19 protein-coding genes are annotated in these 21766 nt (G+C 42.1%); 18 read left to right on the top strand and 1 reads right to left on the bottom strand.

What is annotated here, in order from left to right:
• Window positions 1-34 precede the first annotated feature (34 nt).
• The 7 genes from GZA11_RS13005 to GZA11_RS12975 all read left to right on the top strand — a co-directional run bounded on the left by GZA11_RS13005 (window position 35) and on the right by GZA11_RS12975 (window position 9335).
• Complete coding sequence (locus GZA11_RS13005; RefSeq protein ID WP_163184150.1) at window positions 35-1165, top strand: acyl-CoA dehydrogenase; 1131 nt, start codon at window positions 35-37, stop codon at window positions 1163-1165.
• Between the two features lie 66 nt (window positions 1166-1231).
• Window positions 1232-2371, top strand: coding sequence for an acyl-CoA dehydrogenase (locus GZA11_RS13000; protein WP_038537867.1), 1140 nt, complete (start codon window positions 1232-1234; stop codon window positions 2369-2371).
• A gap of 16 nt (window positions 2372-2387) precedes the next feature.
• Window positions 2388-3026, top strand: coding sequence for a TetR/AcrR family transcriptional regulator (locus tag GZA11_RS12995; protein WP_038537865.1), 639 nt, complete (start codon window positions 2388-2390; stop codon window positions 3024-3026).
• A gap of 10 nt (window positions 3027-3036) precedes the next feature.
• Entirely contained in the window at window positions 3037-6297 is a 3261-nt protein-coding gene (gene icmF, locus GZA11_RS12990; protein WP_163184142.1) for a fused isobutyryl-CoA mutase/GTPase IcmF, read from the top strand.
• A gap of 309 nt (window positions 6298-6606) precedes the next feature.
• Window positions 6607-6807 carry a hypothetical protein gene (locus tag GZA11_RS12985; RefSeq protein WP_038537859.1) on the top strand — a complete coding sequence of 67 codons (201 nt, stop codon included), beginning with the start codon at window positions 6607-6609 and terminating at the stop codon, window positions 6805-6807.
• Between the two features lie 101 nt (window positions 6808-6908).
• Window positions 6909-7478 carry a DNA-directed RNA polymerase subunit delta gene (gene rpoE / locus GZA11_RS12980; protein WP_038537856.1) on the top strand — a complete coding sequence of 190 codons (570 nt, stop codon included), beginning with the start codon at window positions 6909-6911 and terminating at the stop codon, window positions 7476-7478.
• Between the two features lie 261 nt (window positions 7479-7739).
• Window positions 7740-9335, top strand: coding sequence for a CTP synthase (locus GZA11_RS12975; RefSeq protein ID WP_038537853.1), 1596 nt, complete (start codon window positions 7740-7742; stop codon window positions 9333-9335).
• Window positions 9336-9844: 509 nt separating this feature from the next.
• Here GZA11_RS12975 and GZA11_RS12970 read toward each other — a convergent pair.
• Entirely contained in the window at window positions 9845-10372 is a 528-nt protein-coding gene (locus GZA11_RS12970; protein WP_038537850.1) for a DUF2529 domain-containing protein, read from the bottom strand.
• A 168-nt stretch (window positions 10373-10540) separates the two neighbouring features.
• Between GZA11_RS12970 and GZA11_RS12965 the strand changes: the two genes are divergently transcribed.
• The 11 genes from GZA11_RS12965 (at window position 10541) to prmC (ending at window position 21519) form a co-directional block, all read left to right on the top strand.
• Entirely contained in the window at window positions 10541-10912 is a 372-nt protein-coding gene (locus GZA11_RS12965) for a response regulator (RefSeq protein ID WP_038537847.1), read from the top strand.
• A 268-nt stretch (window positions 10913-11180) separates the two neighbouring features.
• Window positions 11181-12038 carry a class II fructose-bisphosphate aldolase gene (locus GZA11_RS12960; protein WP_038537846.1) on the top strand — a complete coding sequence of 286 codons (858 nt, stop codon included), beginning with the start codon at window positions 11181-11183 and terminating at the stop codon, window positions 12036-12038.
• A 166-nt stretch (window positions 12039-12204) separates the two neighbouring features.
• On the top strand, window positions 12205-12855 hold the full coding sequence (fsa, locus tag GZA11_RS12955; protein WP_038537843.1) for a fructose-6-phosphate aldolase: 651 nt from the start codon (window positions 12205-12207) through the stop codon (window positions 12853-12855).
• 257 nt (window positions 12856-13112) lie between these two features.
• On the top strand, window positions 13113-14399 hold the full coding sequence (locus GZA11_RS12950) for a UDP-N-acetylglucosamine 1-carboxyvinyltransferase (protein ID WP_038537840.1): 1287 nt from the start codon (window positions 13113-13115) through the stop codon (window positions 14397-14399).
• 95 nt (window positions 14400-14494) lie between these two features.
• Window positions 14495-15463, top strand: a complete 969-nt coding sequence (glpX, locus tag GZA11_RS12945) for a class II fructose-bisphosphatase (protein WP_038537837.1) — start codon at window positions 14495-14497, stop codon at window positions 15461-15463.
• A 321-nt stretch (window positions 15464-15784) separates the two neighbouring features.
• Entirely contained in the window at window positions 15785-17050 is a 1266-nt protein-coding gene (gene rho / locus GZA11_RS12940) for a transcription termination factor Rho (protein ID WP_163184140.1), read from the top strand.
• Window positions 17051-17264: 214 nt separating this feature from the next.
• Window positions 17265-17471 carry a 50S ribosomal protein L31 gene (gene rpmE / locus GZA11_RS12935; RefSeq protein WP_038537832.1) on the top strand — a complete coding sequence of 69 codons (207 nt, stop codon included), beginning with the start codon at window positions 17265-17267 and terminating at the stop codon, window positions 17469-17471.
• A 408-nt stretch (window positions 17472-17879) separates the two neighbouring features.
• Window positions 17880-18494, top strand: a complete 615-nt coding sequence (locus GZA11_RS12930; protein ID WP_038537829.1) for a thymidine kinase — start codon at window positions 17880-17882, stop codon at window positions 18492-18494.
• Between the two features lie 154 nt (window positions 18495-18648).
• Window positions 18649-19158, top strand: coding sequence for a hypothetical protein (locus GZA11_RS12925; protein WP_163184138.1), 510 nt, complete (start codon window positions 18649-18651; stop codon window positions 19156-19158).
• Window positions 19159-19559: 401 nt separating this feature from the next.
• A complete protein-coding gene (gene prfA / locus GZA11_RS12920) occupies window positions 19560-20633 on the top strand; it encodes a peptide chain release factor 1 (protein WP_038537826.1) in 1074 nt (357 codons plus the stop codon).
• Window positions 20626-21519: a peptide chain release factor N(5)-glutamine methyltransferase gene (gene prmC / locus GZA11_RS12915; RefSeq protein ID WP_038537824.1), complete on the top strand. Its 894-nt coding sequence runs from the start codon at window positions 20626-20628 to the stop codon at window positions 21517-21519. The genes prfA and prmC overlap by 8 nt, the downstream gene beginning before the upstream one ends.
• Window positions 21520-21766 lie beyond the last annotated feature (247 nt).

Genomic DNA, 21766 nt, shown 5'->3' with positions numbered 1-21766 from the left:
TGTTGCTTTCAATTCTTCCAAAGAGGTGGACAGCATGAATTTGACATTCACTGAAGAACAAGAAATGATGCGTAAAATGGTGCGCGATTTTGCCCAAACGGAAATAGCACCATTTGTTGAAAAAATGGAAAAAGGGGAGTTTCCACGGCCAATTCTTCGCAAAATGGGTGAACTTGGATTAATGGGGATTCCGGTCCCAGAAAAATACGGTGGTGCCGAGATGGATTTCACTTCTTATATCATTGCGATTAATGAGCTATCAAGGGTAAGTGCCACCGTGGGCGTTATTCTATCCGTGCATACATCGGTTGGAACAAACCCCATTCTATATTTTGGAACAGAGGAGCAAAAACAAAAATATGTGCCTAAGCTGGCATCCGGTGAGTTTTTAGGTGCCTTTTGTTTAACTGAACCGAGCGCTGGATCTGATGCTGCCAGCTTAAAATCAAGGGCAGTTCGAGATGGCGATCATTACATCATTAACGGGTCAAAAGTGTTTATTACAAATGGCGGCGAGGCCGATATTTATATTGTTTTTGCAAAAACCAATCCGGACTTGAGGAGCAAAGGGGTATCTGCATTTATTGTCGAGAAAAATACTCCGGGACTCATTATTGGCAAGGACGAAAAGAAAATGGGGCTACACGGGTCTAGAACGGTTCAGCTCACGTTTGAAGACATGCGCGTTCCAGCAGAAAACCTCCTCGGTCAAGAAGGAGAGGGCTTTAAAATTGCGATGGCTAACCTTGACGTCGGCCGCATCGGAATTGCTGCTCAAGCATTAGGAATTGCTGAGGCCGCACTTTCAGCCGCAACCGAATACGCAAAGAGCCGTCACCAATTTGGCAAACCAATCGCAGCTCAACAAGGTATCGGATTTAAATTGGCCGATATGGCCACAAGTGTCGAGGCAGCAAAACTATTAGTCTATCGGGCTGCTGATTTAAGAAGCCGGGGAGTTAAGTGTGGTCTCGAAGCATCGATGGCAAAGCTGTTTGCGACAAGGACAGCTGTAGAAGTGACAACGGAAGCCATTCAAGTATTTGGAGGGTACGGCTATACCGAAGATTATCCGGTTGAACGCTACTTCCGCGATGCAAAGGTAACGGAAATTTATGAGGGTACAAGTGAAATTCAACGGATTGTGATTAGTAAGCACCTCTAACTAACTCGTAGACATGTGTAAACATTGGATGAAATAGAATAGATCAATTTGAGGGAGGACCCATCAATGAACTTTAAACTTTCTGAAGAACATGAAATGATTCGAAAAATGGTTCGTGATTTTGCGGAGAATGAAGTGGCTCCGACAGCAGCAGAGCGTGATGAAGAGGAGCGTTTTGACCGTGAAATTTTTTCTAAAATGGCGGAGCTTGGTTTAACGGGAATTCCATGGCCGGAGGAGTACGGCGGCATTGGTAGCGATTATCTAGCTTATTGTATCGCAGTGGAAGAACTGTCTCGCGTGGACGCCTCTGTAGGTGTAACGCTTTCAGCTCATACCTCGCTGGCTAGTTGGCCGATTTACAAATTTGGTAGTGAAGAACAAAAGCAAAAATATTTGCGTCCATTGGCAGAAGGCTCAAAAATCGGCGCCTATGGTTTAACTGAGCCTGGCAGCGGTTCTGATGCAGGTGGTATGAGAACAACCGCACGTCTTGAAGGGGATCATTATATCCTAAATGGTTCCAAAATTTTTATTACAAATGGTGGAGAAGCGGACATTTATGTCGTATTTGCACTAACTGATCCTGCGAGCAGACATAAAGGGACAACTGCATTCATTATTGAAAAAGACTTCCCGGGCTTTTCTGTAGGGAAAAAAGAAAAGAAACTAGGCATTCGTTCCTCTCCTACAACTGAAATTATTTTTGAAGATTGTAAAGTTCCAGTTGAAAATCGCTTGGGCCAAGAGGGCGAAGGATTCAAAATTGCGATGATGACGCTCGATGGAGGCCGTAACGGCATTGCGGCACAAGCAGTCGGAATCGCTCAAGGTGCGCTTGATGCATCCATCGCCTATGCAAAGGAACGTCATCAATTTGGTAAGCCAATTGTCGCTAACCAAGGAATTAGCTTTAAGCTTGCTGATATGGCTACTAGTGTTGAAGCTTCCAGACTATTAACCTATCAAGCTGCATGGCTGGAGTCCAATGGTTTACCTTATGGTAAAGAGTCAGCAATGTCTAAACTTTTGGCCGGCGACACAGCTATGAAGGTGACAACCGAAGCAGTACAAATTTTTGGGGGCTATGGCTATACCAAAGATTATCCAGTAGAACGATTCATGCGCGATGCAAAAATTACGCAAATATACGAGGGTACACAGGAAATCCAGCGTCTTGTTATTTCGCGCATGTTGACGAAGTGAGGCGATTGGAACGGGAATGAAAAAGCGGGAGGTACAGTCTTCGGTTAAAGATGAAAAACTCGTGCAAATCCGACGGGATCAAATGATTAAAGGGGCAGTTACACTTTTTAAACAAAAGGGGTTTCATCGTACAACGACTAGGGAAATCGCTAAAGCCGCTGGTTTTAGCATTGGAACACTGTACGAATATATTCGTACAAAAGAAGACGTTCTTTACCTTGTGTGTGATAGCATTTATGACCACGTAAAGGAGAGGCTTCAAGAGGATCTTGAACATAAACAAGGTACATTGGAAAGTTTAAAGCTTGGGATCACAAACTTTTTCCATGTTATGGATGAAATGCAGTCAGAAGTCCTTGTTATGTATCAGGAAGTCAAATCCTTGTCCAAGGATGCCCTGCCATATGTGTTGAAAAAGGAAATCGAAATGGTGGGGATGTTTGAAAATCTTCTCAATAAGTGTATCGAAAATGGTGAGCTTGACTTAACAGAAAAACAGGTCAAAATCATCGCACACGATATTTTTGTCCAAGGGCAGATGTGGGGCTTCCGGCGCTGGGCCCTCCGAAAGCTTTTTACCTTAGAAGAATACATTGAGCTGCAGACAGAGCTTTTATTTAAGGGGATCAAAAAATACGAGATGTCAAATAAATAGGGGGAGAAGGATGAACACAACGGGAAAATATCAGCCAAAACATCATATCCGTTTTGTGACAGCATCTAGTTTATTTGATGGCCATGATGCATCGATCAACATTATGCGCCGTATTCTGCAAGCAAGTGGAGCTGAAGTGATCCACCTTGGTCATAACCGTTCGGTTGAAGAAGTGGTTAACGCCGCCATCCAAGAAGATGTCCAAGGAATTGCCGTCTCTTCATACCAAGGTGGTCATGTTGAATACTTTAAATACATGTATGATCTATTAAAGGAAAAAGGCGCACCGCATATCCGTATTTATGGCGGTGGTGGCGGGGTGATTATTCCGAGGGAAATTAATGAACTCCATGAATACGGGATTGCCCGTATCTTCTCGCCGGAAGATGGCCGCAAAATGGGGCTACAGGGCATGATTGATTACATGATGCGAGAATGTGATTTTTCCACTATTGCCCCGGAAAAAATATCAGAGCAAATTGAAAAACTACCAACGGGGGATGTAAACGCGATTGCCAAACTTATTACCTTCGCTGAACTACATGTGGATAAAAAGAGTGAAGCAGCAGCGACTGCTGAGCAGGTGTTAGAAAAGGTAAAAACGCTCGAGAAGGCGATTCCGGTAGTCGGAATTACTGGAACAGGAGGCGCAGGAAAAAGCTCGCTTACCGATGAACTCATCCGCCGCTTTATCAATGAATTTCCGAACAAAAAAGTGGCGATTTTGTCCGTTGACCCAACAAAGCAAAAAACTGGAGGCGCTCTTCTTGGTGACCGGATCCGCATGAATGCTATTTTCTCACCAAACGTGTATATGCGAAGTCTAGCCACACGTGCGTCTAAAAGTGAATTATCGCTTGCCATTAAGGATGCGGTGGCAGTCACGAAGGCAGCTGGTTTTGATCTGGTAATTGTTGAAACGAGTGGAATTGGTCAAGGGGATGCGGGTATCACTGAAATTTGTGACCTGTCCATGTACGTAATGACGAGCGAGTTTGGAGCACCGTCCCAGCTCGAAAAAATTGATATGATTGATTTTGCGGACCTCATTGTTATTAACAAATTTGAGCGTAAAGGCTCTGAGGATGCGAAGCGTCAGGTGCAGAAGCAATATCAGCGCAGCCATATGCTTTTTGAAAAAGATCTTTCTGAAATGCCTGTGTACGGAACAATTGCTAGCCAGTTCAATGACCCAGGCACGAATGCTTTATTTGCGGCTTTGATTGAAAAATTAAACGAAAAAACAGGCACGGACTGGGTAACGACTTACAGTAAAAATGAGAAAGTCGAAAAGCAAAATGTCATTATCCCGACAGACCGACGTTATTATTTAAGAGAGATTTCAGAAACAGTTCGTAATTACCATAAAAAAGCAGAAGAACAGGCGAATATTGCTCGAAAATTATTCCAGCTCGAGGGAGCTATTGAGGCAGTGAAAGACCAGCCAGAAGTGGTGTCGGCGCTGGAAGCGATAAAACAAGAAACGGAAGCAAAGCTGACCCCAGAGTCGAAGAAAATTCTCGAAACATGGGAAAAAACAAAAGAAGCTTACTCCGGGGAAAAGTTTGTCACCAGAATTCGCGACAAAGAAATTGTTACCGTCTTGAAAACAAAAAGTTTATCAGGTCTGGATATTCCGAAAGTCGCTTTACCTAAGTACAAGGATTATGGGGAAATTCTTCGTTGGGTGTACCGTGAAAACGTACCAGGTTCTTTCCCATATACTGCTGGGGTATTCCCTTTCAAGCGTGAGGGAGAAGATCCGAAACGTCAATTTGCTGGGGAAGGTACACCGGAGAGAACGAATCGTCGTTTCCACTATCTCTCAAAAGGCGATCAAGCAAAGCGTTTAAGTACGGCTTTTGACTCTGTTACGTTGTATGGTGAAGACCCGGATCACCGTCCCGATATTTTTGGAAAGGTCGGCGAGAGTGGTGTTAGCGTTTGTACGTTAGATGACATGAAAAAACTATATGATGGATTTGATCTATGTCATCCATCCACATCCGTATCCATGACAATCAATGGCCCGGCACCAATTATTCTGGCTATGTTTATGAACACCGCCATTGACCAACAGGTAAAGAAAAAAGAAGCAGAACTTGGCCGTATTTTAACGGTCGAAGAATATGCGGAGGTTAAGGCTTATACACTGAAAACGGTCCGCGGTACGGTACAGGCCGATATTTTAAAAGAAGACCAAGGACAGAATACTTGTATTTTTTCAACGGAATTTGCGCTTCGGATGATGGGCGACATTCAGCAATATTTCATTGATAACCAAGTACGTAACTATTATTCTGTTTCTATTTCCGGTTATCATATTGCCGAAGCAGGAGCAAACCCGATTTCACAGCTTGCCTTTACGTTAGCTAATGGCTTCACCTATGTCGAGTATTATTTAAGCCGCGGCATGCATATTGATGATTTTGCTCCAAACTTATCGTTCTTCTTCTCGAATGGTTTGGATCCAGAATATACGGTGATTGGCCGCGTGGCACGCCGCATTTGGGCAACGGTCATGCGTGAGAAATATGGCGCGAACGAACGCAGTCAAAAACTGAAGTACCATGTGCAGACTTCAGGACGTTCGCTACACGCCCAGGAAATAGACTTTAACGATATCCGCACAACACTGCAGGCGTTGATGGCCCTGCATGATAACTGTAATTCACTTCATACGAACGCTTATGACGAGGCGATCACAACGCCGACGGAGGAGTCTGTGCGCCGCGCGATGGCCATTCAGATGATCATTACGAAAGAGCATGGTTTAACGAAAAATGAAAATCCATTGCAGGGATCATTCATTGTAGAAGAGCTGACTGACCTGGTTGAGGAAGCTGTGCTCCAAGAATTTGACCGCCTAAATGATCGTGGCGGGGTGCTTGGAGCGATGGAAACCCAGTACCAGCGAGGTAAAATTCAGGATGAATCGATGTATTATGAAATGAAAAAGCATAGTGGTGAACTTCCAATTATTGGAGTTAATACCTACTTGAATCCGAACCCTCCGTCCGAGGAAGAGATTGACAATATGGAGCTTGCAAGAGCAACCATCGAGGAGAAAGAATTACAAATTCGTAATTTGCGTGCCTTCCAGGAAGCGCATGCTAGTGAGTCAGCAGCGGCGCTAAAACGATTGAAAGAAGTAGCAATTAGTGGAGGCAACATTTTCGCCGAACTAATGGAAACGGTCAAAGTGGCAAGTCTTGGTCAAATTACGAAGGCTCTTTATGAAGTAGGAGGACAATATCGCCGCAATATGTAAAACAGAACCATCGATTTTATTTGGTTCTTAATCCACAAAAAGGTAAATATTTTTGCTACAATGGCCCGCGGGCCATTGTCTTTTTTTGAATAGAAAAAATGTGTATTTTCCATTCCGAGAATGGTGAAACTCATGTGTCCAAGCGACTAGCAATCAATCTACATGGAAGCGCCTTCTGTTTCACGTGTTGAGCAGAGAATTGCACGTATATGTTGGTAATAAATTTTTATATGATATTAAAATAGGAAGATTTCCTATATAATCAAGATAGTGAATGTATTTCCAGTTTTTATGGGCAGGTGAAAGTGTGTGAAGGTAAGACAAATTATCTTAATATTAATTATTTCAGCCTGGCCTTTATTTTATCTCTATGAACGCCAATTAGGTGCAATTTCGTTTCTGCTTCTTGCCGTCTTCTTTTTGTTTATCTCCATTAAGGAGATCAAGAAAGCTAAGGAAGAGGAACAGGAGAAGTCAAAGAAGCAAAAAATCAAGCAAAATAGCAGATAAAACTAGCATAAACCGAAAAAATTTGTTTATAATGAAGAATATGTTTTTTTATACGTACGACACACTTTCAAGTGTTCAAATAGAGAAAGGAAGTGCCTAAATTGAGTTTAGCCCAATACTCAAAAGAGGAATTACAAGAGTTATCCCTTATCGAACTAGCATATGTATTTTTGAAAAATAATAAGCAGCCGATGTCCTTTCATGATTTGGTTGCTGAAATTTCTGTACTTGCCGGGATTTCTGAAGAAGAAATGCGTAAACGGCTGGCCCAATTTTATACAGACTTAAATATTGACGGCCGCTTCCTCTCCTTGGGTGAAAATCGCTGGGGACTTCGTGTTTGGTATCCTGTAGATACACAGGAGGAGGAAGTTGTTTCAGCAGTGAAGCCGAAGAAGAAAAAGGCGAAGAAACTTGTTGATGAAGATGATCTTGACATCGAAGATTACGAAGATCTGGATGAAGAAGATTATGATGATCTTGATGACTTCGAAGATGAACTTCTTGATGAGGATGAAGAAGACTACAATGATCTTGATGATGTGGACGAATTTGATGATGATGAAGTGTTAGAGGACGACGATGATTTCGATCTTGACGATGAAGCGGACTTAGACGAAGACCTTGATGATGAGGAAGATTTGGATATCGAGGATGAAGAAGATCTATAATTGGTCATCCATTTTGAAAAACGACTTGACTTTTATCTCAGCCCCTTGTATCATCTTGTTTGGGCTCCTTAAAAAAGGAACGATTACTTATAATCAATATGCGCTCCCTTACATTGCGTAAGCGGAGCGCTTTTTATTTTTTTAAAACTCCGGTTTTGTAATGGGGTTTTTTCCTTTTTGATGAGAGAGAAAAGATTTTTTTCAAAAACTCCATTAACTATCTGAAGAATGCACAAACTGTAATTGAGGAGGAATTTTTTCATGACAAAGTATATTTTTGTAACCGGCGGTGTGGTTTCATCACTTGGAAAAGGGATTACTGCTGCATCTTTAGGGCGTTTATTGAAAAATCGCGGCTTAAATGTGACGATTCAAAAATTCGACCCTTATATTAACGTGGACCCTGGAACGATGAGCCCGTATCAGCATGGAGAGGTTTTTGTTACTGATGATGGTGCGGAAACAGATCTAGACTTAGGCCATTATGAGCGCTTTATTGACATTAATCTTAATAAGTACAGCAACGTGACAACAGGAAAAATTTATTCTTCCGTGCTTCGTAAAGAGCGCCGTGGCGATTATCTTGGGGCTACTGTACAGGTCATTCCACATATTACGAATGAAATTAAAGACCGCGTTTTCCGTGCTGGTAATGAAACGAATGCGGATGTCGTCATCACAGAGATTGGCGGTACGGTGGGAGATATCGAATCACTACCATTTTTAGAGGCGATTCGCCAAATTAAAAGTGATGTCGGCCGTGACAATGTGATGTATATCCACTGTACATTAGTTCCTTACATCAAAGCGGCTGGTGAAATGAAGACGAAGCCAACTCAACATAGTGTAAAAGAATTGCGCAGCCTTGGTATTCAGCCAAATATTATTGTCGTGCGTACAGAAATGCCAATTTCACAGGACATGAAGGAAAAAATTGCGTTATTCTGTGATATTGATGCGAAAGCAGTTATCGAGTGTCGTGATGCGGATACTCTTTACTCTGTGCCTCTTGCCTTACAAGAGCAAAAAATGGACCAAATCGTTTGTGACCATTTGAAATTAGAGACTCAAGAAGCGGAAATGACTGAGTGGAAAGCGTTGGTGGATCGCGTTCTTAACCTTTCTGGCAAAACGCGTATTGGACTTGTTGGTAAATATGTTGAGCTTCAGGATGCGTATATTTCTGTTGTAGAAGCGCTGAAGCATGCCGGCTATGCATTTGATACCGATGTAGAAGTGAAGTGGATTAATGCAGAGGAAGTGACTCGTGAGAATGTTTCAGAGTTACTTAGTGATGTAGATGGAGTACTTGTTCCAGGAGGTTTTGGTGACCGCGGGGTAGAAGGAAAAATTGAAGCAATCCGCTATGCGCGTGAATCAAAGAAACCTTTATTAGGTATTTGTCTGGGCATGCAATTAGCAACTATTGAATTTGCTCGCAATGTGTTGGGGCTTTCTGATGCTCATTCTGCAGAATTCGTACCAGATACAGAGCATCCAATTATCGACTTACTTCCTGAACAAAAGGATGTAGAAGATTTAGGTGGAACATTGCGTTTAGGTCTTTATCCTTGTCGCTTGGTGGAAGGAACAAAAGCGTTTGAAGCCTATGGAGAAAAAGTCGTTTATGAGCGCCACCGTCATCGATATGAATTTAATAATCAATATCGTCAAGAAATGGAACAAGCAGGCTTTGTGTTCTCTGGGACAAGCCCAGACGGCCGCTTAGTGGAAATTGTGGAGCTTAAAGACCATCCATGGTTTGTTGCTTCCCAATTCCATCCTGAATTCGTTTCAAGACCAACTCGTCCACAGCCACTATTCCGTGACTTTATTAAAGCTACTCTTCAAAAATAAGACTTTAATTATGTAGGGGGGCTGTCTAAAAAGTCCATTTAAGAGAAAAATGAACCCAAATTAAAAACCCAAGAATGTTGATTTAACAGCATTCTTGGGTTTTGCTTTTATAAAGATTTCGGCTGAAATACCACTTTCCGGACAGCCCCTTTTTTTAACTTCGAGAATGGTCTAGCACAAATTCCCTATGGCTAGTAAACAAGGTGTGAGGTGAATGTAAAAAAGGTGCCTCTTAAAAGATAAGGCTTGCTGGGAGCACTTGATTTGGAATGAAGGACGAACGGAGTGGAGGATGAGACCAAAATGGTCTTTCAAAACCTGTATGAAGTACAAATGGAGTGGGGGATGGCACCAAACTGTCTATCATAACCCGTATGAAAGACAAATGGAGTGGAGGATGAGACCAAAATGTCTTTCAAATCCTAGAGGAAAGACAAACGGATTGGGTGATGCATCCAAAATGACTTTTATCTTTTTCCAAAAAAAAGAGACCCTTATCAAGGGCCTTCCTATTCATATTCTGCCAAAATCTCCTCAATAGTAAACTTTAATCCGTAATAGACAAATAACGCGGCCATTGAAGAAGGATAGCCAAACCGGTTGCCGTATTCATCTGGGAGCAAGCCCTTTGTTAGCCGCAAATCGATGTGTATATCGGCCATTTCAGCCAGACCGCTTACAGTCGAATCCACAACGGAAGACACGGCAACGAACGGGATGCCCTTTTCCTTGAGCTCTTTCGCCAGTTTTACTGCTTCCTTATCACCTGAAGTCCGTGAAAATATGATCACACGATCAGCATGGTCCAGTTTCTCAGTAGCCGAAGTGGTTAATCCTTTTGCCCACTGAAACGGTTCTTCTCCTTCCAATGCCTCTAGCTCGATTGCTTTCATTTCCTTTGTACCATAAATATAAATCGCTCCGTCGCCAACAGGGGCCTGTGCTAGTAAACGAGCACCATCTTCAAAAGCAAATTCTTCTTTTTCTGCAATTCGTTTAAATAAACCCGTTAACTGGGTAGTGAACATTTTTAGCATAAATACCCTCCTTATCCACCATTCATTATAGTCCTTTTTTTGAAAATGCAAAAATGATTAAAGATAACGCAAAATAACGAAAGAAAAAGACAGGATTTTTAATAATTGTGTAGAATTATAAGTAGATATGTACATAACGAATCTATGAAATTAGAAAGAGGTGGCAGTATGAAAGAGAAAATCTTAATCGTTGATGACCAGTTTGGTATCCGTATTTTATTAAATGAAGTATTTCAAAAAGAAGGATACCAGACGTTTCAAGCAGCCAATGGTGTCCAAGCGATTGAGCTTGTGAAAAAGAACAGCCCGGACCTTGTGCTCTTGGATATGAAAATCCCTGGTATGGATGGAATTGAAATCTTAAAACGGTTAAAGGTCATCGATCCTGATATCCGTGTCATTATCATGACCGCCTATGGCGAACTTGACATGATACAAAAAGCAAAAGAACTTGGTGCGATTACTCATTTTGCCAAGCCATTTGATATTGATGATATTCGAGCTGCCGTCCGTAAGCATATCCCGCAAAAGGCAAAATAAATTATTTAAAACGCCTATCCAACTACCAAAAAAAAGCAAAGCATTCCTTTGCTTTTTTATCTGAATAAATGGTCACGCTTTCAATATTTCAGTTGATAAAACTCTGTCTGAATAATGGCATTTATAGGTTTCTTTTGATATGATACATATTGGAATTTAACAAGTCTGTTATCTTTTGAACAGGATACATATTCCGGAAATGGGAAGGAAAACATGAATATGAACTTTCCTGTAAAAAGATATCGACCGAATTTAAGGAGGAATAGAAATGCCTTTAGTATCCATGACAGAAATGCTAAAAAAAGCGAATAAAGAAGGTTACGCTGTTGGGCAATTTAACTTAAATAACTTGGAGTTCACTCAAGCTATTTTGCTAGCAGCAGAAGAGGAGAAATCTCCAGTTATTCTTGGTGTATCCGAAGGCGCAGGCCGCTATATGGGCGGTTTTAAAACAGTAGTAAAAATGGTAGAAGGCTTAATGGAAGACTATAACATTACCGTTCCAGTAGCTATCCATCTTGACCATGGTTCAAGCTTCGAAAAATGTAAAGAAGCGATTGACGCTGGTTTTACATCTGTTATGATCGACGCTTCTCACCACCCATTTGAAGAAAACGTGGCAACTACGAAAAAGGTTGTCGAGTATGCGCACGCTAAAGGTGTTTCCGTTGAGGCAGAATTAGGAACGGTTGGCGGACAAGAAGATGATGTAGTAGCAGACGGTATCATTTATGCTGACCCACAAGAGTGTGTGGAGCTTGTTAAGCAAACAGGTATTGACTGCCTTGCACCGGCACTAGGTTCTGTACACGGCCCTTACAAAGGTGAGCCAAATCTTGGTTTTAAAGAAATGGAAGAAATCAACAACTTAACAGGTGTTCCACTCGTATTACACGGCGGAACAGGTATCCCAACAAAGGATATTCAAAAAGCAATTTCTTTAGGAACAGCAAAAATTAACGTAAATACAGAAAACCAAATTGCTTCTGCAAAAGTGGTTCGTAAAGTGTTAGCAGAAAATCCAAACTTGTATGATCCACGTAAATATTTAGGACCAGCACGCGATGCCATCAAAGAAACCGTCATCGGCAAAATGCGTGAGTTCGGTTCTTCTGGCAAGGCATAAGGCTTGAAGAAGAAAAATTTCTAGGGCATATTTTGGCTTATCGAAAGTTAAACATTTTTTGGATTTTTTAAACAGTATGATAAAATGAAACCGCCCTTAAATGGGGGCGGTTTCCGTATTTAATAAGGAGACTGAAAATTTTGTCGAATAAACGGAGGGAAAGAGGATGAAATTTTTTATTGATACAGCAAACCTTGATGAAATTCGTGAAGCCCATGAACTTGGTTTACTAGCAGGTGTGACGACCAATCCATCTTTGGTGGCAAAGGAAAAAGGTGTTTCATTCCATGATCGATTAAGAGAGATCACCAGTCTAGTTTCTGGATCCGTAAGTGCGGAAGTGATCGCTCTTGATGCAGAAGGTATGATCAAAGAGGGAAAAGAGCTAGCTGCCATTGCTCCTAATATTACGGTTAAAATTCCAATGACTCCGGAAGGCTTAAAAGCAGTACATGCTTTATCAAAAGAAGGTATCAAAACAAACGTTACCCTAATTTTCAACGCAAACCAAGCATTGCTTGCTGCGCGTGCAGGTGCTACTTATGTTTCTCCATTCCTGGGTAGATTAGATGATATTGGTCAAAACGGTTTGGACATCATCTCTACTATTTCTGAAATTTTTGCCATTCATGGAATTGAAACCGAAATCATTGCGGCATCTATTCGCCATCCAATGCATGTAACGGAAGCTGCCTTAAGAGGAGCACATATTGCTACCGTTCCATACAAAGTGTTGATGAGCTTATGTAATCATCCGTTGACAGACAAAGGGATTGACGCTTTCTTAAAAGACTGGAATTCCCGTACAGAATCTTAATCTGGCGTCATTATTTCCATTTTCGAGTAAATTTTTTCAAATGGATACATGAAAATAATTTTTTCGTGTAAACTATATGATAAGACATGCTGTCGGAATTTGACTATTTATAGTGGAAAATATACCTTAAGCCATAGTTGCTTTTTTTTATAAAAAAGGTATCAGCGCAGGGTCAGTTGGTTAATGATGGAATAAGGGCTGCGCTGATGCTGCCGAATTCATTCCGTTTTTACATAAGGCTTAGAAGGGAGTCGAAAATGGAAAAACTAAAAATAGCGGGCGGATATCCGTTAAAAGGGACAGTACGAATCAGTGGAGCTAAAAACAGTGCCGTAGCACTTATTCCGGCGACGATTTTAGCTGAGTCTCCAGTCACAATTGAAGGATTGCCTAAAATTTCCGATGTGGAGATTTTGAAGGATCTTCTAGAGGAAATCGGAGGTAAAGTTTCCATAACAGAGGATGAAATGACCGTCGATCCGACGACAATGATTTCGATGCCTCTTCCAAATGGAAAGGTAAAAAAATTGCGCGCATCCTATTATTTAATGGGGGCCATGCTCGGACGTTTCAAAAAAGCAGTCATCGGATTACCAGGAGGCTGCCATTTAGGGCCAAGGCCGATCGATCAACATATAAAAGGATTTGAAGCATTAGGTGCTCAGGTTACGAATGAGCAAGGAGCGATTTATCTTCGGGCGGATGAACTGCGCGGTGCCCGCATTTATCTAGACGTGGTGAGTGTTGGTGCAACAATCAACATCATGCTGGCTGCAGTACGGGCAAAAGGGCGGACGATCATTGAAAATGCGGCAAAGGAACCGGAAATCATTGATGTGGCCACACTTTTAACGAATATGGGTGCAAAAATTAAAGGAGCGGGTACTGATGTGATCCGCATTGATGGGGTAGACCATCTTCATGGTTGCCGTCATACGATCATACCTGATCGGATTGAAGCTGGAACGTACATGATTCTAGGTGCTGCCATGGGTGAAGGTGTAGTAATTGATAATGTCATTCCAACGCATTTAGAATCGTTGATTGCCAAGTTGCGTGAAATGGGTGTCTACGTGGAAACTGGTGATGACCGAGTGTTTGTTAAAGGTACGGATCGATTAAAAGCAGTCGATATTAAAACGCTTGTTTATCCGGGGTTTCCAACCGATTTACAGCAGCCTTTCACTTCACTTTTAACAAAAGCAGAAGGTTCAAGTGTCGTAACAGATACGATTTATGGTGCTCGTTTCAAGCATATTGATGAGCTAAGAAGAATGAATGCCAATATTAAAGTGGAAGGACGTTCAGCTATTATTAATGGACCGGTTCAGCTGCAAGGGGCGAAGGTTAAAGCGAGTGATCTCAGAGCTGGTGCGGCATTGGTTATTGCAGGCCTTATGGCGGAAGGAATTACGGAAGTAACTGGTCTCGAGCATATTGATCGGGGATACAGCAATCTTGTTGAAAAATTAAGTGGACTTGGAGCAACTGTTTGGCGTGAAGCTTTAACAATTGAAGAGATGGAACAATTAAAGAACACCTAAAGGATAAATAGGCTATACTATTCCCTCGAATCTGTTATACTATTAGTGAGACATAGTCAAGCGAAAGCGATTAAGCGAATGAGGGAGATGAGAGGATGGAAAGAAGTTTATCGATGGAGCTTGTCCGAGTGACAGAAGGAGCGGCGCTTGCATCAGCCCGTTGGATGGGACGCGGGAAAAAGGATGAAGCTGATGGGGCAGCAACTTCTGCCATGCGTGATGTATTTGATACGGTGCCAATGAAAGGAACCGTTGTTATCGGTGAAGGGGAAATGGACGAGGCTCCAATGCTATATATTGGAGAGAAGCTTGGGACAGGCTATGGGCCTCGCGTCGATGTCGCCGTCGACCCACTTGAAGGTACCAATATTTTGGCATCGGGCGGATGGAATGCATTGGCGGTAGTAGCGGTGGCTGACCATGGATGTCTGCTTCATGCTCCAGATATGTATATGGAAAAAATCGCGGTTGGCCCTGAGGCAGTGGGGCATGTGGATATTAATGCATCTGTACTTGATAACCTCAAGGCAGTTGCTCGCGCGAAAAATAAAGATATTGAAGACGTTGTGGCCACGGTATTGAACCGTCCGCGACATGAACATATTATTCACCAGCTGCGTGAAGCCGGTGCCCGCATTAAGCTAATTAATGACGGTGACGTGGCAGGTGCAATCAATACAGCTTTCGATAATACCGGTGTAGATATTTTATTTGGTTCTGGTGGCGCACCTGAGGGAGTTCTTTCAGCGGTGGCTTTGAAATGTCTCGGTGGCGAAATTATTGGTAAATTACTCCCACAAAATGACGAAGAGTTGGAACGTTGCAAGAAAATGGGAATCGATGTTAATAAGGTTTTACGTATGGAAGACCTTGTTAAAGGTGACGACGCTATTTTTGCGGCAACAGGAGTAACTGATGGCGAACTCTTGCGTGGAGTTCAATTTAAAGGCTCCCATGCAACTACACACTCTGTTGTCATGCGTGCCAAATCCGGAACTGTTCGCTTCATTGAAGGTAGACACAGCCTTCATAAAAAACCTAACCTAGTATTAAAAAGAACTTAAAATATGATGTAACATTCGATAGAGGGTGTCAGGAACCATGTGAAACTTTCGCATGGTTCCTGACACCCTGTTATAGAAATGACTCCCACCTCTCCTAGAGGAATTCCTTCCAGAAGAATTTCCAGTTAAATGTTCTTAAAAATTATATTGATTAATTTTTTGCAGTGAGGGTAAAATAGAAATTGTTTTATTATGAAAATTTTCTGCTATTCTATTCTTTTCTTTTCAACTTCTATTCTATTTCCTCTCAATTATGATCAAATCATCATCTCTCGCTAGGACAAGCGGATATGAAGGAAAACTATTAAAGCAGGTGTACAAATGGAATTAACGATTTCTAGTTTAGAAAATATGAAGCTGAAGGAGCTTTATGAGCTTGCACGCGAGTATAAAGTAACTTATTACAGCAAATTAACGAAAAAGGAATTAATTTTTGCGATTCTTAAGTCTCGTGCTGAACAGCAAGGCTACTTTTTCATGGAAGGTGTATTAGAAATCATCCAGTCCGAAGGTTTCGGATTCTTGCGACCAATTAACTACTCACCAAGCTCCGAAGATATTTATATTTCAGCATCACAAATTCGCCGATTCGACCTTCGAAATGGGGATAAAGTATCAGGGAAAGTTCGCCCACCAAAAGAAAATGAGCGTTATTTCGGATTGTTACATGTAGAGGCAGTTAATGGAGAAGATCCGGAATTGGCAAAGGAACGTGTCTACTTCCCAGCTTTGACACCACTTTATCCTAATCGGATGATGAAGCTGGAGACAGATTCGAAACATCTTTCTACAAGGATAATGGATCTCGTTGCACCGGTCGGTTTTGGTCAGCGCGGACTGATTGTGGCACCGCCAAAAGCCGGTAAAACGATGCTATTAAAAGAAATTGCCAACAGTATTACAACCAACCATCCTGACGTTGAGTTAATTGTGTTATTGATTGACGAGCGTCCGGAAGAGGTAACGGACATTGAGCGTTCCGTTGCTGGAGATGTCGTCAGCTCGACATTTGATGAAGTGCCGGAAAATCATATTAAGGTAGCGGAGCTAGTGCTAGACCGTGCCATGCGTTTAGTTGAGCACAAACGGGATGTCGTTATTTTAATGGATAGTATTACCCGTCTTGCACGCGCTTACAACTTAGTGATTCCGCCAAGTGGACGTACGCTATCCGGAGGTATTGATCCGGCAGCATTTCACCGTCCAAAACGTTTCTTCGGGGCAGCTCGCAACATTGAAGAAGGCGGTAGCTTAACCATTCTTGCAACTGCGCTTATTGATACTGGTTCCCGTATGGATGATGTCATTTATGAGGAATTTAAGGGTACCGGAAACATGGAGCTTCATCTAGACCGTTCTCTTGCTGAGCGTCGTATATTCCCTGCGCTAGATATCCGTCGTTCCGGAACGCGTAAGGAAGAATTGCTTATTCCGAAGGAGCACCTTGAAAAATTATGGGCGATTCGAAAATCTATGTCTGATTCACCGGATTTTGCTGAGCGATTCTTGAAAAAATTAAAACAAACAAAATCGAATGAAGAATTTTTTGAACAGCTTGGTGAGGAATTGAAAGCGCGACGTTCATAATTTTTGCAGATGTTTATGGCTAGTTTTATCTGGATTGAATCCGATCTTATTTTTACAATAAGACGGGGGGTACCTAAAAATCCCAGCTTGCAAATAGGGGAGTCCCCTGTTATAATGGGGACAGTGTGTTTTTAGTCATTGAGTGTAGTCTTAAAGACAAGCACTTCATTTTAACTCTGTTTCAGATGATTCAGGGCGGAAGGAGATGAAAAGAATGAAACAAGGAATCCATCCTAACTATAAAACAGTAACGGTTACTTGCGCATGCGGAAACACGTTTGAAAGCGGATCTGTAAAAGATGAAATCCGCGTTGAAACTTGCTCTGAGTGCCATCCGTTCTATACTGGTCGTCAAAAATTCGCTGAAGCTGGCGGACGTGTTGACCGTTTCAACAAAAAATACGGCCTTAAGCAACAATAATGTTCAGAAACAGGCAAGAAGCAACTTTACTCTTGCCTGTTTTTTTCTTGTAAGATAAGAATGTCTATTTTTGACTTTAAGAAATGTTTAGCGCAAGCGTCCTAGAGGCAAGACGTTTTTGTCCACCGCCCTACAATTATTTAACATGGAATTGCTTTTGTCACTCTTGATGTATTTTTTCTTAGTTGGAGCCCTTCACAAGGAAGGCTTCGCTGCATAAATATAACACGACTAAAAGTGATTGCTTTTGGGAAGTGGCCTTACGCCCTGCAAACCAGGGCGCTTGTGTTTTTTGAAAAATATTGGTCATTCCAAGTTGGTTACTCGCTTGGATAAGTTCAGAAAAAATTAGTACAATGAAGATTAGTTTGTTCTATAAGGGTTCGTAAGAGGAAGGAGACGCCGTTTATGTATGTAATGAAGCAAAGCGGATGGGTTGAGGTTATCTGCGGCAGTATGTTTTCTGGAAAATCGGAGGAATTAATTCGTCGCGTGCGACGTGCCCAATTTGCCAAGCAAAAAATCGCTGTATTTAAACCGAAAATTGATAATCGCTACAGTGACCAATCTGTAGTATCCCATAATGGCTCCTCTTTTCATGCGAAGCCAATTTCTCATTCCATCGAAATCCTTCATCATGTGGAAGCGGATATAGATGTGATTGCGATTGATGAAGTTCAGTTTTTTGATGAAGGTATTGTAAGGGTGGTTCAACAACTGGCTAACAGCGGACACCGAGTCATTGTTGCAGGATTGGACCAGGATTTCCGCGGTGAACCTTTCGGGCAAATGCCACAACTTATGGCGATTGCTGAATTGGTAACAAAACTTCAGGCTGTTTGTACAGTCTGCGGTTCTCCAGCGAGTAGAACGCAGCGATTGATTGATGGCCGACCGGCTTCTTACCATGATCCTGTTATTTTGGTTGGAGCTGCCGAAGCCTATGAACCGCGCTGCCGCCACCATCATGAAGTCCCAAAAACCGCAAGCAGTCGGACGGCGGTTGAAGAAAGAGGATATTAATTAATAGTTATTTGTTGGAAAAGGGTGTCAGGCACCATGTGAAAGATTCGCATGGTGCCTGACACCCTTTTTTGTTTTTGGAATAGGTTTGGTAATGATTCACTTGTGAGGAAGCGTTTTTAGTGGGGCATGATAGTAATGGGAGGTGTATGTGATGAGAAAAGGAATGTTTTTCTTGATCATGTTGCTCATGCTGTTAAGCGCTTGTCAAGGTAACATGCGCGATGATGCCGATGGAACAGCATATGATTTGCGGACAGATCGAACAGCCCCTAATTATATGGCAAACCGCGGTAATAATCCTTACAATGATGATAATGATCGTGCAGGGACTCGTGACAAAGATCAACACATGGTCGAAGATGATATTACTAATCAAAATCCAAATTTCCTTAATCTCCAACAGACTGGAAGTGGAAGTGAAACAGGAGCTGGGGACCAAGGCCATGACATTGATAAAGCCAAACAAGTAATTGCTGATACTGGAGAGTTTGTAACGGACTCGGTATGGATCAATGGAGACCGGATGTGGGTAACTGTTTATAAAAAAGGTACGCTTTCAGAGAATGAAAAAATAAAGGCCGAAGCCCGTCTCCATAAGATATTGGTTAAAGCCATCCCGCGCTATCATATTGAAGTAAGAGTGCAAGAAGACCGTAGATAACATGCTCTGTCAAACAGGGCATGTTTTTTTGGTGATAATAAAATGATACTTGACTTAAAAAATATCTAGGGCAAGCGTCCTAGTTACTAGACGCCTCTACACTGAGCATTTGCGCTGTTCTTAGTAAATAAACGCTTGTTCAAGGAATTTAGACGTGAGTAGGATTCTTTTCCTGCTTTTTAGGAAATTTGCTATTCTTTTCCTAAGACAGAAAAGTTTTTCAGACAAAATTGTTTTTGACGCTGGTTTTTACCTATACTATAATTAGAATGTTATGGACAAAAATGGACCCGGAAGTGGTATTTGTCACACTCTGTCCATTATGTGTGTAAACGAGATTTAAAAATAGGTATATTTTTTAGTAATATAGAAGTTTTGATTTAAATATGAGGTGAAAAACAGTGTTTGATCGTCTTCAATCGGTGGAGGATCGTTATGAAAGGCTGAATGAGCTGTTGAGCGATCCCGAAATTATTAATGATTCGAAAAAGCTTCGAGAGTATTCAAAAGAACAAGCGGATTTACAGGAAACGGTGACAACTTATCGCGAATATAAAGATGTGAAGAGCCAGCTTCAAGACGCGAAGGCCATGCTAGAGGAGAAGTTGGACGCTGAAATGCGTGAAATGGTCAAAGAAGAGGTCAGCGAGCTGGAAAAGAAAATTGCGGACTTGGAAGCTAGGTTGAAAATTTTACTCATTCCGAAAGACCCGAATGATGACAAAAACGTCATTATGGAGATTCGTGGGGCAGCCGGGGGGGAAGAGGCAGCATTATTTGCCGGAACACTTTTCCGCATGTATAGCCGTTATGCTGAATCACAAGGATGGAAAATTGAGGTCATGGACGCCAATGAGACAGGTCTGGGCGGCTTTAAAGAAATTGTCTTTATGATCAGTGGTCAAGGTGCTTATTCCAAATTAAAGTTTGAAAATGGTGCTCACCGTGTTCAGCGTGTTCCTGAAACGGAATCTGGCGGCCGAATTCATACATCAACGGCAACGGTAGCTTGCTTACCGGAAGTAGAAGAATTTGATATTGAAATCAATGAAAAGGATATCCGCTTTGATACATTTGCATCCAGTGGTGCTGGCGGACAGAGCGTTAACACGACAATGTCAGCGGTTCGCTTAACGCATATTCCAACGGGTATCGTCGTAACTTCTCAGGATGAACGTTCTCAGCATAAAAATAAAGAGAAGGCAATGAAAGTATTGCGTGCGCGGATTTATGATAAATTCCAGCAAGAAGCACAAGCTGAATATGACCAAGTGAGAAAGTCAGCGGTTGGAACCGGGGACCGCTCAGAACGGATTCGCACCTATAACTATCCGCAAAACCGTGTAACCGACCACCGTATTGGTTTAACCATTCAAAAGCTTGACCAAATCATCGAAGGAAAGCTTGATGAAATCATTGAAGCATTGATCCTTGATGACCAAGCTAAAAGATTGGAAAATGCATCAAATGAGTAAAAAAGTATTTGAAGCTCTGAAATGGGCTTCTTCTTTTTTAACAGAAGCAGGACGGGACGAAAATGCGGGTGAGCTTTTGCTTCGGCATTTTACCGGCATGTCACGTTCCCAACTGTTTGCTAGTGTAAGAGATGAATTGGCTCCAGAGGCATGGTCAGCATTCGAAAAAGCTGTACATGACCACGTAAACAACGGTGTTCCGATTCAATACATTATGGGTAAAGAGGAATTCTACGGTCGGACCTTCCGCGTTAACCCAGATGTACTCATCCCGAGGCCTGAAACAGAGGAACTCGTATACGGGACATTGCAACGGATTAAGCGACTATTCAATGCTAGTCCGGAAATAAAGCTTGCCGACATCGGTACTGGTAGCGGCGCTATCGCCATCACCCTCAAACTAGAAGGCGGACATTGTTTAGGAACAGTGCCTGATACCCTTTTTAAGGTGATTGGTACAGATATTTCCGAAGATTCTTTGGATGTGGCGAGGGAAAATGCACGACGGCTTGGGGCCGAGGTTGATTTTGTGCAGGGGGATTTACTGCAGCCATTTATTGATGCTGGTGAGAAGCTAGATGTGGTAGTGTCGAATCCTCCGTATATTCCACTGAAGGATAGGGAAACGATGTCTGAAGTAGTGACGGAGCATGAGCCACATCGGGCTTTGTTTGCAGGCGAGGACGGTTTAGATTTCTACCGCCGTTTCATGGAGGAATTGCCAAAGGTGCTAGCACCAAGGGCGCTTGTCTGTTTTGAAATCGGGGCCGGTCAGGGAAATGCGGTTGCAGAGCTTTTTCGAAAGACCTTCTCCAACCTCACAGTGGAAGTGGTCAATGATATTAACGGCAAGGATCGAATGGTATTTGCGGAAATCGGTTTTTAAATGAATAGGTTAGGTGCAGGAGTTGATCCGAGTAAGATTAGACTCCAACTTTATGAACATAAGGAAACTGCCGTCTTCTTTTTAGTGTGATCTAAAAAGGGTCGGCAGTTTTTTATTTATTTTAGTCTCTTCACCAAATTCTGTGGTTTTCACTCAATTCCAGAAATAAGTTAGCGAGATTGGTGCTCAATCTAGAATAGCTCCTTCGTCAGCTTACAGACCATCAAGTTGGTAGAATGGAAGCTGT

It is taken from the genome of Neobacillus sedimentimangrovi (genome assembly GCF_010614825.1).
In the GTDB taxonomy this organism is placed as follows: domain Bacteria; phylum Bacillota; class Bacilli; order Bacillales; family Cytobacillaceae; genus Neobacillus; species Neobacillus thermocopriae.
Note: the sequence above shows the minus strand (reverse complement) of the source record. Positions and strands in the feature narration are given on the sequence as shown.

Bases quoted from the DNA above. Each gene is read 5' to 3' on its own strand.
- GZA11_RS13005 (WP_163184150.1), top strand. From the start codon at position 35: ATGAATTTGACATTCACTGAAGAACAAGAAATGATGCGTAAAATGGTG.
- GZA11_RS13000 (WP_038537867.1), top strand. From the start codon at position 1,232: ATGAACTTTAAACTTTCTGAAGAACATGAAATGATTCGAAAAATGGTT.
- GZA11_RS12995 (WP_038537865.1), top strand. From the start codon at position 2,388: ATGAAAAAGCGGGAGGTACAGTCTTCGGTTAAAGATGAAAAACTCGTG.
- icmF (WP_163184142.1), top strand. From the start codon at position 3,037: ATGAACACAACGGGAAAATATCAGCCAAAACATCATATCCGTTTTGTG.
- GZA11_RS12975 (WP_038537853.1), top strand. From the start codon at position 7,740: ATGACAAAGTATATTTTTGTAACCGGCGGTGTGGTTTCATCACTTGGA.
- GZA11_RS12970 (WP_038537850.1), bottom strand. From the start codon at position 10,372: ATGCTAAAAATGTTCACTACCCAGTTAACGGGTTTATTTAAACGAATT.
- GZA11_RS12965 (WP_038537847.1), top strand. From the start codon at position 10,541: ATGAAAGAGAAAATCTTAATCGTTGATGACCAGTTTGGTATCCGTATT.
- GZA11_RS12960 (WP_038537846.1), top strand. From the start codon at position 11,181: ATGCCTTTAGTATCCATGACAGAAATGCTAAAAAAAGCGAATAAAGAA.
- fsa (WP_038537843.1), top strand. From the start codon at position 12,205: ATGAAATTTTTTATTGATACAGCAAACCTTGATGAAATTCGTGAAGCC.
- GZA11_RS12950 (WP_038537840.1), top strand. From the start codon at position 13,113: ATGGAAAAACTAAAAATAGCGGGCGGATATCCGTTAAAAGGGACAGTA.
- glpX (WP_038537837.1), top strand. From the start codon at position 14,495: ATGGAAAGAAGTTTATCGATGGAGCTTGTCCGAGTGACAGAAGGAGCG.
- rho (WP_163184140.1), top strand. From the start codon at position 15,785: ATGGAATTAACGATTTCTAGTTTAGAAAATATGAAGCTGAAGGAGCTT.
- rpmE (WP_038537832.1), top strand. From the start codon at position 17,265: ATGAAACAAGGAATCCATCCTAACTATAAAACAGTAACGGTTACTTGC.
- GZA11_RS12930 (WP_038537829.1), top strand. From the start codon at position 17,880: ATGTATGTAATGAAGCAAAGCGGATGGGTTGAGGTTATCTGCGGCAGT.
- GZA11_RS12925 (WP_163184138.1), top strand. From the start codon at position 18,649: ATGAGAAAAGGAATGTTTTTCTTGATCATGTTGCTCATGCTGTTAAGC.
- prmC (WP_038537824.1), top strand. From the start codon at position 20,626: ATGAGTAAAAAAGTATTTGAAGCTCTGAAATGGGCTTCTTCTTTTTTA.